9 protein-coding genes are annotated in these 11,623 nt (G+C 62.6%); 8 read left to right on the top strand and 1 reads right to left on the bottom strand.

Annotated features, from left to right (window positions below; genetic code table 11):
- Nucleotides 1-397: 397 nt before the first annotated feature.
- Nucleotides 398-622 (bottom strand): hypothetical protein, encoded by a 225-nt coding sequence (locus tag FJY68_11505; GenBank protein ID MBM3332452.1) that lies wholly within the window; start codon nt 620-622, stop codon nt 398-400.
- 270 nt (nt 623-892) lie between these two features.
- Between FJY68_11505 and FJY68_11510 the strand changes: the two genes are divergently transcribed.
- The 8 genes from FJY68_11510 to FJY68_11545 all read left to right on the top strand — a co-directional run bounded on the left by FJY68_11510 (nt 893) and on the right by FJY68_11545 (nt 11,218).
- Nucleotides 893-3,574: a tetratricopeptide repeat protein gene (locus tag FJY68_11510; GenBank protein MBM3332453.1), complete on the top strand. Its 2,682-nt coding sequence runs from the start codon at nt 893-895 to the stop codon at nt 3,572-3,574.
- A gap of 485 nt (nt 3,575-4,059) precedes the next feature.
- Nucleotides 4,060-4,473, top strand: coding sequence for a hypothetical protein (locus FJY68_11515; protein MBM3332454.1), 414 nt, complete (start codon nt 4,060-4,062; stop codon nt 4,471-4,473).
- Nucleotides 4,474-4,637: 164 nt separating this feature from the next.
- Nucleotides 4,638-4,856 carry a hypothetical protein gene (locus FJY68_11520; GenBank protein ID MBM3332455.1) on the top strand — a complete coding sequence of 73 codons (219 nt, stop codon included), beginning with the start codon at nt 4,638-4,640 and terminating at the stop codon, nt 4,854-4,856.
- Entirely contained in the window at nt 4,853-5,332 is a 480-nt protein-coding gene (locus tag FJY68_11525; protein MBM3332456.1) for a hypothetical protein, read from the top strand. The genes FJY68_11520 and FJY68_11525 overlap by 4 nt, the downstream gene beginning before the upstream one ends.
- Nucleotides 5,333-5,626: 294 nt before the next feature.
- The gene (locus FJY68_11530; GenBank protein ID MBM3332457.1) at nt 5,627-6,838 is read left to right on the top strand and encodes a hypothetical protein; all 1,212 of its coding nucleotides are present in this window, start codon (nt 5,627-5,629) and stop codon (nt 6,836-6,838) included.
- Between the two features lie 9 nt (nt 6,839-6,847).
- Entirely contained in the window at nt 6,848-9,424 is a 2,577-nt protein-coding gene (locus tag FJY68_11535) for a T9SS type A sorting domain-containing protein (GenBank protein ID MBM3332458.1), read from the top strand.
- A 159-nt stretch (nt 9,425-9,583) separates the two neighbouring features.
- On the top strand, nt 9,584-10,516 hold the full coding sequence (locus tag FJY68_11540; GenBank protein ID MBM3332459.1) for a UPF0164 family protein: 933 nt from the start codon (nt 9,584-9,586) through the stop codon (nt 10,514-10,516).
- Between the two features lie 231 nt (nt 10,517-10,747).
- Nucleotides 10,748-11,218 carry a hypothetical protein gene (locus FJY68_11545; GenBank protein ID MBM3332460.1) on the top strand — a complete coding sequence of 157 codons (471 nt, stop codon included), beginning with the start codon at nt 10,748-10,750 and terminating at the stop codon, nt 11,216-11,218.
- Nucleotides 11,219-11,623: the final 405 nt, after the last annotated feature.

An 11,623-nucleotide genomic window follows, 5' to 3' on the forward strand; every position in this document is an offset into this window, starting at 1 on the left:
GCCAAGCCCTGATCGAGTTCATCGCGCCGGTGTCAGGCAGAGTGGAACTCAGGACCTACGCGTCGGACGGCCGGCTGGTCGGAAGCGAAACCCGTACCGCCGTCATCGGCCAGCGCCTGAGCTTCCAGCTGGACGGCACCAAGCTCGCGAACGGCACCTACCTGGTGCAGGTCAAGACGCCGGCCGGGCTCTACGCTCAGAAGACCGCGGTCCTCAAGTAGAAAGAAGATCTCCCGATATCACGAGGGGCGGCCTTGCGGCCGCCCCTCCCTTTCGCGTCCGGCGCAACGAGGAGGGATTTCGGAGGCCCCGTACGGCGGATGAGAATCGAGGGCTGCCGGAGGCAGCCCTCGCAGAGGCAGCAGGAACGGGCCGGGCCCTGCTCAGGATTCCATGCCTACCACTGGTTGTTGCAGTCGTGGCACGTGACGCTGGCCGCATTGGTCATCGTGCCGTCGTTCGGGTGCGGGCACGGTTTCGGGTAGGGCGTGCCGGTGGGCGTCGCGCCCTCGGCCTCCGCTTCCCATTCCGTCTTGCCTGCCGGAGCGCCCGGACAGGGGTCATGGATGTACTTGGCCCACGTATTCTCGCTGCTGCAGCTCGGGCACCGTAGTCTCGCCATCGCGTCGTTCCTTTCTTCGTCTGAGTTGTGACAGCTGGCTGCTCAACGCCCCATGGCGCAGTTCATCCTGCTATCGTGCTTCCTCGGCCGCGTTGGTGCGTACGGACAACATCACCTGGAATCAGGTGACGGTGTCCGGCAAGCGAGAAGAACGCAATAGGTTATTGCATCATCCTCAGGTGTCAACCGAATCAGTATCGCATCAGTATCGCATCAGTATCGCATGCTTGACTTGGCGTGCGTCAACACTATGCTGATCCTAACTCCGCCATGAGCGAGAACGACAGCCGACCGGACAGGCTGCAGGCCCTGCGAGCGCGGGCCGAATCAGCCGCGACCCGGGCTGATCGCGTCAAGACTGAGCTGTTGCTGGCCGAGGAGCTCTGGCTCAAAGACCCAGCCTCTGCCAAGCCACTGCTCACGCAGGCATTCGCCGATGCCGGTGCTACCGGTGCGACGACGGACTGGCTGCGAGCCGCGTCCATGCTGAGTGAGCTGCTGCGTCGGTCCGGTGACCTCGACGGCAGCGCGCGCCATGCGGAGTTGATACTCAGGATCGCCAAGACCACCGGCGACAAGCGCACGCGTGCGACCGGGCTCAACCTGGTTGGCATGATTCACCAGGAGCGCGGCGAGCTTCAGCGTGCGCTCGAGTGCTTCGAGGAGTTCCTGCAGGCCAGCAGGGATTCGGGCTTCGCTCAGGGAGAGCGGTCCGCGCTGAGTCAGCTTGCCGGGGTCTACGGCTTGCGTGGCGAGTTGGACAAGGCGCTTTCCTGTAACCGGCAGTGCCTGGAAGCGAGCATCGCGGCCGGAGATACGTTTGGCCGAGCGATTGACCTGCACAACATCGGCTGGACCCTTGAGTCAATGGGCCGCTGGACCGAAGCGACCGAGCACTTCCACCGGACGATCGCGCTCTGCGAGGAGTACAACTACCGCGACCTGCTCTTGTCCGCGCGGATGCAGCTTGGCGAGCTGTCGCTGAATCGTTCCGACCTCGAGAACGCTGCATTCATGTTCCGTGTGGTTGTCGACTCGGAGCGGACGACCCAGCAGGCCGGTCGGCTGTATCGCGAAGCTCTATCGAATCTCGGCTGGACCCACTTCCGCGCCGGAGACCTGGCGCCGGCTGAAGCGACGTTGGCGGAGGTGGTACGTCTCGGGGAACTCGCGGGCGACCGCTGCGTGCTCGCGACCGCGTGCCGACGGCGGGCCGAACTGGCAATTGCCCAGGGCCGGCTCGATGATGCGTCCGCCATGCTGATCCCGGCCTCTCGCCACGCGGTAGACTTGAACCTGCAGAAGGAACAGGGTCACGTGCTGCGAGTCGAGGCACGGTTGGCTACGGCCCGCTCCGACGCGAACCTGGCGCTGGACCTCTTTGCCCGGTCCGAGGCCGCGCTCGAACCGCTCGGCGAGACGTTCGACCTCGCGCTTGCCCGGCTGCAGCGCGGGCGCTTACTGATCGACCTCGGTCGGTCCGAGGAAGCACGGACGCTACTGCAGACCGCACTACTGACCTTCCGCCGGCTCGCGGTCGTCGCCGAGGCCGAGGAAGCTGGCGGACTGCTGTACAGATTGGAGATGCGCGCTGACCGAGACTCCGCACTGGCGCAGGGACTGACTGACCTTGCCGCGCTTGCCCTTACGCCCGAGCAGTTCATCGAGCGCGCTCTCAAGACCCTCTGCCTCAACCTCCAGTACGATCAGGGCGTGATTCTCGTGGCCGGGAAGCCGATGGCGCTCAGAGGTCAGCCGGACTTATCCGGGCTGGCTCGTCGCCGCGCAACACTGTCGCAGACCGACCATGAGCTGTTACTGCCGGTCAGGCAGGACCGGCGTCTCCTCGGGATCTTGTGGCTAGGACGCAAAGGCCCGCTCCCGACTCGGGTCGATTCCGAGCAGCTCGACATCGTATCCCGTGCACTCGTACCTACCCTGGTCAGGCTTAGAGAACTCGCGCGTGATGCCGGCAAGTCCGCCGCGATTCCCGGACTGCGCTTTCGCGGGGTCATCGGCGGCAACCGCGATATGCTGGATGTGCTTGCCGACGTTGTCCGTTTCGCCGCGGCCGCCGTACCCGTGCTGATTCGCGGCGAGAGCGGCACCGGCAAAGAGCTTGTCGCTCGTGCACTGCACGAATCGGGCCCGCGTGCCGACAGGCCTTTCGTCACAGTCAACTGCGCGGCAGTGCCGGAACACCTGCTCGAGGCCGAGTTCTTCGGGGTCGAAGAAGGCGCGGCGACCGGAGTCGCGTCCCGGCCGGGCAAATTCGAGATGGCGCGTGCCGGGACCATCTTCCTCGACGAAATCGGGGACATGAGTGCGCCGCTCCAGGCCAAGTTGCTGCGGGTTATAGAAGACAAGGAGGTTACTCGCGTCGGCGGAATCAGGACCACGCAGGTCGACCTCCGCGTTGTCGCAGCTACGAATATGGACATTGAGGCCCGCGAACATGAGGGCCTTTTCCGACGCGATCTCCTGTATCGGCTCAACACCGTGATGCATACACTGCCGCCACTGCGCCGGCGTCGCGAAGACCTGCCCGCCCTCACCAGCTACTTCATCGCTCGCACCGCTCAGGAATACGACCGCCCGGCACGCCGGGCGAGCAGCGAGGTCCTTGCACTGCTGGCCGAATCGCCCTGGCCCGGGAATATCCGTCAGCTCAAGCACGTGATTGAGCGAGCCGTGATTGTCGCCCGCGGCGAGACGATCGTAGCAGATGATCTTCCGTCTGAGCTCCGCCAAGCCCGAAATCTGACCTCACCGGTCGAGCCGACAGTGAGCATGCGCGGCGTGCGGCGTCGCGCTGCCGACGAAGCAGAACGTGTGGCGCTCCTTGATGTCCTCGGTCGTGCGAACGGCTCCGCATCGGCCGCAGCCAGGCTCGTCGGGTGCAGCCGCACTCACTTCTACCGCCTCCTGCGCAAACACCGCATCTCCAACTAAGAAAGTCCTCGTCCGCCCACAATCTGCGGTCCACCCGACGCATCTCAGAATCTGGGCGTCGGGCATGCCAACGTGACGCAAGGCCTGCAGATTAGAAAGTTAGCTCCTGAGTGCCACATTGCGGCACCGGCTGTGTCGCGAAATGGGACTGCCGTAACACCAAGTAAATCAACTGGATACAATTGCCCTCCCTCCCCCTGGGTAGTCCCATGTTGTGGCACTCGGACGCTGAGTGCAGAAGGTCTCGAAATGCCATCTTGCTGGCTCACTGTGGGTTATGGAGTGGCGACCACGTTGGCACAGCGTGTGCCTTGCGCACTGGTCGGATGGTCTCATTCGATGACAAGCAGGAAGTCGCAGGTATGCGCCTGTATCGGGCGCAGACCTAGGTGGGTAAGATACAGTGCGTACAAGCAGAAGAACAGCGGGGTGCGGCGTTCGCGTCGCACCCCGTAGGAACTCGCTGGTACATGGGGGAGTCAAGTGTGGCACTGAGAACCGTAGCGAAGCAGTCTGACCACGATGATGCGGCAAGAGCTGCCGGTCGCATATATCGAGCACATGGCTGGCACGCCTGGCTGAATCCCGACGGTGTGGAGAACGCGGAACTGGGAGGCTTCTACATCGACGTCATCGCGTCGGCTGCTCCCGGCCGTGAGGGAGCTTGGGTCGTCGAAGTCGAGACTGACGATTCCGTCACCGAAGCGGAGGCCGGGTCGCAGTGGCGGAGATTCGGTGAAGCGTATCCGTCATGGCACCTTGCCGTTCCCGTGAGCCGACACGAAGCGGCTCGGAAGCTTGTCCTGCAGCACGGAGTTCAGCACTGCACGGTCATCATGTGGGATAGGAGTCCGAGCGGCATCCATACATTCTGGGGTCTTCCCGGGCTCGAAGCGTGAGGACAATCGGGTGCGGCGATCGGAACGGCAAGTGCCCCAGGGCCTTGATCGAAGTAACGAGATTCATGCGATCTCTGCGCGATGACGCTGAGCATTCGTGTAGCCTTCATTCGCGCAGGCAGATGTCCGCCAATGTCCGCAACAGCATGGGACAAGGAGGATACATGTCCCACAAGTCAGCACTGGCGCTCTTTGCGCTGGCAGTCATCATGCTGGTCGGCTGCAAGCAGCCAGTAGGCCTTCCCAACAACGACGTCCACGCAGCGACAACGCACACGGTTTATGCCACGACCAATGCCCTCATCAACCCTACTGGTCACATCGACCTGTACCAGTATGGAGAACTCAGCAGTCAGGTGTATCTAACTGGGACACACTCATGATCACGCGGGCCTTCTACAGGTACTCCCAGCAGCATCCAGATTGGCCATACCCGCGGCAGATCGGTGTCTGTCAATTCAAGATACCTCCATTCGATTGCCCGTCCGGGATTCCCGCCTGCACTCTCTATTACTATCAGGAGTCACACTCCGGCGACGCAGACCTGCTTTTCAACGCTTGGTACGCCGACGTACAATGGCCACCTCAACCCGCCGGGTACTACACGATATACATGGCTATCTGGAACAGCACTGACACACTCGCGACGGACAGCACTCGAGCGAATGATGACTGCTGGTACAAGGTCCCGCTCCGGCTCTCGGCCTGCGCGGCCATAGCAGATTCCGGAGCCACGGGCGATACCACCGTTCTCCTCACGGGTTGGGTCTACAGCGGCACAGAGAACGGGTACTACACCGACGTCTCCGGCACGTACGCGTCGAATCCACCGTACATCAAGATCGTGTACGACGACTAGTCGTGACCGAGCACGCATGATCGGCCCGCAGACGGTCGCACCGCAGCGACCGCCTGCGGATGTTGCTGGCGGATCGCTCGGGGGTACGTTCTGGAAGCGCCAAGGCTTACGCGAATTGACAGGCTGCGTCGTAGGCGTAACATGTCATACATGGAGCAGTTGCTTCCCTGTACTTCCTCCTACCCACGCGGGTCGGGCCTTTGCTGAGGGAAGGTCGAGCGTGCTGCCATCCGGCTGTGACGGCTGGGGCCGAGCCGTGAGATCCTCAAGTTCCAGACCATCTTGGAGGTAGCAGTGAGAATTCCACTACTGGCGTCCGTACTGATCCTGACGTTGGCCAGCGTTGCGCTGGCGCAGGATTCCCTCAATGTTCGGTTGGTCGGCGGCTGCGGGACCCCCAACATCGCCGATGACGTGAGCGTGGTTGGGGCCTACGCCTACATCGCTGATCAGAATTCCGGGCTGCGTGTCATACTCGTCTCCGACCCGACCCACCCGGTCGAGGTCGGCTATCGCGACACACCGGGCCGAGCCTGTGGTGTGACCGTCAGCGGAGACTATGCCTATGTCGCGGACTTCGGCTCGGGCTTGCGCGTCATGGCGGTTGCGGATCCCGCGCATCCGGTCGAAATCGGCGATCTCGACACGCCGGGCGAGGCCTGTGGTGTGGCTGTTGGCGGAGGGCATGCCTATGTCGCGGACGGCCTTTCCGGTTTGCGTGTCATCTCGGTGGCTGACCCAGCCCATCCGGTCGAAGTCGGCTACTGCGATACGCCCGGCTATGCCTGGGATGTGGCGGTCAACGCCGACCACGCCTTTGTGGCCGACGACACCGGCGGTTTTCGCGTCCTATCGGTTGCGGACCCTGCCCATCCGGTCGAAGTCGGGTACTGCGGAACGACCGGTCCCGCCAACGGCGTGGCTGTCAGCGGAGAGTTCGCCTACGTCGTGGATGGGAATGCTATCGGGCTGTACGTCATCTCCGTATCTGACCCGTCGCACCCGGCTGAGGTCGGTACCTATGATCTGGCTGGCACGGCGACTGACGTTGCCATAGCAGGTGGCTACGCCTATGCTGCCACCAGCCCATTCGGACTGCGGGTCCTGGACATTGCCGATCCGGCGAAGCCGGTTGAGGTAGGATACTACAACCGGGGTAGCCAGCCCGCCGGAGTGGCAGTTGGCGGTGAGTACATCTACGCAGCAGAGGCCACTGCCGGACTGCGCATCTACCAGCACTATGGGGGCGGCGTTGAGGAAGGCCGAGAGCGATGCGGAGCGGGGTTCGCTCTCGCAGCGACTGTCGTCCGCGGCGTTCTGTCCTTGGCAGAAGCCTCAAGCCACAAGCCACAAGCGGCAAGCCTGATGGACGCGAGCGGGCGGAAGGTGCTTGACCTCCGTCCGGGTGCAAATGACGTCAGCCTTCTCGCGCCCGGGGTGTACTTTGTCACGCAGAACGGTCTACGGAGTACGGTGCGCGCCCGAAAGGTCCTCGTCACGAAGTAGGAAACGACAATGAGAACGGCGCTTCTCGTGGCTTGTGTTGCCCTGCTGGCTGGGGTTGGGCTGGCACAGGACTCGCTCTACGTACGGCTCGTCGGCAGGTGGGGTGCAGGACAGACCAACGGTGTGGCCGTCGATGGAGGCTACGCCTACGTGGCAGGGCTCTCAGATGCAATCGCAGGCCTCCACGTGATCTCGATTGCCGATCCCTCCAATCCATCAAGAGTGGGAGTCTGTTCCACCTTGGCCGTGCCGCGCGGGGTGGCGGTCAGCGGGGAGTATGCGTACTACGCAGATGACGTCGCCGGGTTGCGGGTTATTTCGATCTCCGATCCGACGCGTCCGTTTGAAGTCGGGCGCTGCACCACGCGAGCGGCCTATGGGGTGACAGTGAGAGGGGACCACGCCTACGTAATAGACTCGGCAGGACTGAGTGTAGTCTCGATAGCTGACCCGCATCGTCCTGTCGAGGTCGGATACGGCCGCAAGCCGCCGGGTTGGCAGAGCTGGTGGCACGTGGAAGTCGTTGGGGACTACGCCTATGTTGCGGCTGGCGGCGGTGGTCTGCGTGTTATCTCGATCATCGACCCGACGCACCCGACGGAAGTGGGGAGCTACGAACCAGGTGCTGTAACGGGCCTGGCCTTGAGCGATGGCCGTGTCTTCATCGGGGGCGACAGCAATTTTCGAGTCGTATCGGTTGCTGACCCAGCGCATCCGGTGGAAATCGGACGTCTTGACTCCGTAGTCATGTTTCCAACGGCAATAGCGGTCACCCATGGATATGCCTTCGTGGCAAACCAGACCAGCGCGGCGCTGCAGGTTGTCTCGATTGCCGACCCGACGCGCCCCTGCAAGGCCGGGCATTACTCTGGCGCCTATGGCTGGGACGTCGTCGCCGATGGAGACTATGTCTACCACTGCGCCTCCGGGCTACGCATATACCAGTTCTACCAGCTCGGGGACCTCGATATAGACAGTGACTCGCTGGATGTGGCAGCCGATACGTTGAGGCTGCGGAGATGGACAACCGTGCCCTCGACGTCATTCCGACTGAGCGACGGAGTCGCGATTGGAGGAATCTCGACTGAGAAACCCCGCGACTCGCAACGTGTGGCTTCGCCACCGTGGGAACGAACCCTCGGGGTGACCGTAGGAGCAGGAGCACAATTCGAGTGTGCGTATGCGGAGTTCATCCTCGCCAATACCAGCGCGTCATACAATCCCGACTCCATAGACGGGCCGAGCGTGTCCCCGGTAGACTCGCTGCGATGCACCGGCACGCTCACCGGTCCGGGCGGGACTATCGACAGCTTTGTCATCCCGAACATGCCCGCCATGCTTGCGCAAGGGCAGACCATGGTCTGCACGCTGGCGGCTTATGTGCCGGTGGGCTTCAGTGACGGCGACTACACAGGCTCTATCTACGTCAGCGGCAAGGACACGGCCGATCTGCAGGTCTACGAGAGCTGCTACGTCTTGGTCAGGAAGCTCGGCGACCTCGACATCGACAACGACTCGCTGGACGTGGTTGCCGACACCATCCGCATGTGCCCACGACTGGCCTCAGCCGGGCCGCCGCTTGTCTACACCGAGTTCGCGCTGGGCGAGTTCCTGCTCACCAACACCAGCGAGTCGTACAATCCCGATACGGCCGACGGGCCGAGCCATTCTACCGTCCGCTCGCTCCGCTTCACCGCTGCCCTTGCCGGACCGCGCGGAACCATCGACAGCATCTTCATCCGCAGCCTCCCCGAGTCGCTGGTACTGGGGCAGGCCATGGTCTGCACTCTCGCAGCCTACGTTCCGCCGGAGCTGCCGGATGGCGACTACTCGGGGCCGGTTGTCATCTCCCGGTCGGATACCCTTGAGCCGCCGCTGGCGGAGACCGTCTACGCCCTTGTCACCAAGCTCGGGGATCTCGATGTAGATCACGACTCGCTGGACGTGGCCGGAGACACGATGAGCGTGCGTCTGCGGCCGGTCTACGTGCCCAGCGGCATGGCCAGGTTCATGTTGGCAAACACTAGCCAGTCCTACAACCCGGATGCGGCCGACGGCCCAAGCCACTCGCCGCTCCGAGAGTTCAAGGTTGAGGCAGAGGTAGAGGGACAGAACGGGACCTTGGACAGCATCTACGTTCTCAACCTGCCGGAATCTCTTGCGGTCGGGCAAGCGGTCGAGTGCACGCTGGCTCTGGTTCTACGCGCCGGTGCTACGCCCGATGACTACGGCGGCTGGGTCTTCATTTCCGCCATGGATTCGCTGGGCTTCAGCGCGCAGGACAGCTTCGCGGTTGTTGTGAAAGGCGCGGAGCCGCACCAGAGCCTCGACTCGCTCCGCGTCGCGCCGATACCGTTCAAGCCCAACCAGAACCCTGAGCATGACGCCATCCACTTCCAGGGGCTGAGTGCGGGAGCGCGCGTAACTGTCTACGACGCGTCGGGACAGTCCGTCTGGAGCGCAACTGAGCAGGGCGACGGCCACCTCAAGTGGGATGCCAAAGTGGCCAGCGGCATCTACGTCTACCTCGTCGTCTCAGCCGATGGCAAGAGCAGCAAGGTCGGCAAGCTGTCGGTGATCCGATAGAACCCCGATGCTTACCACAAAGACACCGAGACACCAAGCTAGAGCCCGAACCCAGGAAGTCGGAAGCGCGAGGTACGGACATTCGCGCCACAACCCCTATTCGGTTGTTTGGTGCTGGCTGGTGTTCTTTGTGCCTTTGTGTCTTAGTGGTGAAATCCGATCTCTTTTCCGGGAGGTAACGTGAAACACACGGCCGTACTTCTGTTCCTGCTAGTGCCCGTACTGGTGCTAGCCGGCACTGGCGTATCGTTCCTGAAGATACCGGTCGGGCCGCGGGTGGTAGGCATGGGCGAGGCGGCAGTTGCCTGGATCGACGACGCCTCGGCTTTGTACTACAACCCAGCCGGGCTGGCGAACGTGCCTTCGTTCGACCTCCTGCTCGCGCACAACCAATGGCTGCTCGACATGAACCACGAGTACGTGGCGGGCGTGTACGGCAACGAAGGGCTGGGCAAGTTCGGCCTTGCGTTCGACTACTGGGGCTCGGGCTCCATTCAGGGCATCAACATCCGCGGGGAGACCATTCCCGACTACGTGTTCTCAGCCGCAGACTGGTCGCTCAACCTCAGCTACGCCCGGAGCTTCTCCGACCTTTCATTCGGACTCGGGCTCAAGCTTGTCCACGACCAGCACGAGAGCCTCTCGACCTCGGCGGTAGCGTTCGACGCTGGCGCGATGTATAAGACTCCGCTGAAAGGGCTGAAGGCCGGCCTTTCGGTCGCCAACATCGGAACCAAGGGGAAGCTGTATCAAGAGAGCTACGGCTTGCCCTTGCAGGCCCGCCTGGGCTGGCGCTATGACATCGGTATCGTCGGCGTCACGCAGGACTTCATCCTTTCCGAGACCGAGAAGCCGGGCATCGCGGCTGGTGTTGAATGCCGTCCGGTCCAAATGCTCGCGCTCCGAGTCGGATATCGCACCGGTTCCGACTTTGACGGGCTCTCGGGCCTCCGGGCCGGGCTTGGCCTTTCCTGGCATGGCATCGGCGTGGACTACGCCTTTGCCCCCTACGGCAAGCTCGGCGCGTCCCACCGCATCTCGATATCCTACCGCGGCTCGGCAGCAGCAGACGAGACAGAGGAGAGCGAGTAAGGGAGCAGGGAGCCAGGGAAGAGAGAGGAATTCGCCAGGGGCGGGCGAAGGCCCGCCCTTGTGCATGATAGAGGACGGCATGGGCCGTCGACATGAGGTTACGGCTCGGGTGCGGTTACGTACTTGGACGAGAGAATGGTGGAGGAATCCTGGTGGCCCTGACCGGGCACAACCTGATAGCCCTGATCTCTGTCTGAGACTCGCGTCGGCAAGGGGGGAGTCAATCCGGGGGTGACCTCGGCGTTCAACGCCGGGTACAACTTGGCAGTCAGCGCTGCCATCAGCCCGGCCGTCAATGCAGCCATCAATCAAGCACTTAGCCCGCATCTCAGTTGCGCGATGAGTTCAGGACTGAGCGCGGCGGTCAATCGCGCCGAGACTCGGGAGTTCAGCGCCGCTGTCAGCCGGGACGTCAACGCCAAGCTCAACGGGGCGGCCAACCGCGTGGCGAACTGTGCCGTGACTTCCGCGTTCAGTCGCGAGTTGAGTTCGGGGCTGAACCGCGCGTTGAGTCTACGGTTCAGTTCGGCACTGAGCGCCGCAGTGAACACGGCAGTTCCGGCGCGGGTGCTTAGACTCGCAGCCGGTCTGGCGCGTAAGCTAAGTCAGTACCGCGAGATGTTCATTGGAGAACCGCATTCTCTCGGGAAAGCGGCAGCTCCGCTACCGCAGTCCAAAGACCTGGCGGGCATCCATATGTAGTGGTAGACCGTTCTCCGACCACAATTCTGCCGCCCACTCCTCGGCCCACAGGCCGCCTGGGGAGTAGCATCTGCCGATTCAGCGCGAGACACGACAAGACCTACAACCAACCGTACATCAACTTGAACATCGAGCCGAACAACGTCGCGAACAACTGCCGGAACAACGACTGGTACGACTTCGCGAACAACTCGTGGTACAGCGACGCGAAGAGCTTCGCACGCAGCTTCCGACACAGCGCTCGATATAGCTCAAGACACATTTGTCTACACAAGCGAATACATACTACGGAGAGCACTAAATGTTTGACAGCTTGAGGTCATGTTGCCGCATATCGGACGTGCTCTTCCGCAAAGTAACTCCTGACCACTTCTGGCTGGCGTTGCCGGCTGCGTAGGTAGGATC

It is taken from the genome of candidate division WOR-3 bacterium (genome assembly GCA_016867815.1).
Lineage (GTDB): Bacteria > Hydrothermota > Tepidihabitantia > Tepidihabitantales > Tepidihabitantaceae > UBA2258.

What these genes read in the sequence shown, in the direction of transcription:
- FJY68_11505 (MBM3332452.1), bottom strand. Translation starts at nt 622, where the DNA reads ATGGCGAGACTACGGTGCCCGAGCTGCAGCAGCGAGAATACGTGGGCC.
- FJY68_11510 (MBM3332453.1), top strand. Translation starts at nt 893, where the DNA reads ATGAGCGAGAACGACAGCCGACCGGACAGGCTGCAGGCCCTGCGAGCG.
- FJY68_11520 (MBM3332455.1), top strand. Translation starts at nt 4,638, where the DNA reads ATGTCCCACAAGTCAGCACTGGCGCTCTTTGCGCTGGCAGTCATCATG.
- FJY68_11525 (MBM3332456.1), top strand. Translation starts at nt 4,853, where the DNA reads ATGATCACGCGGGCCTTCTACAGGTACTCCCAGCAGCATCCAGATTGG.
- FJY68_11535 (MBM3332458.1), top strand. Translation starts at nt 6,848, where the DNA reads ATGAGAACGGCGCTTCTCGTGGCTTGTGTTGCCCTGCTGGCTGGGGTT.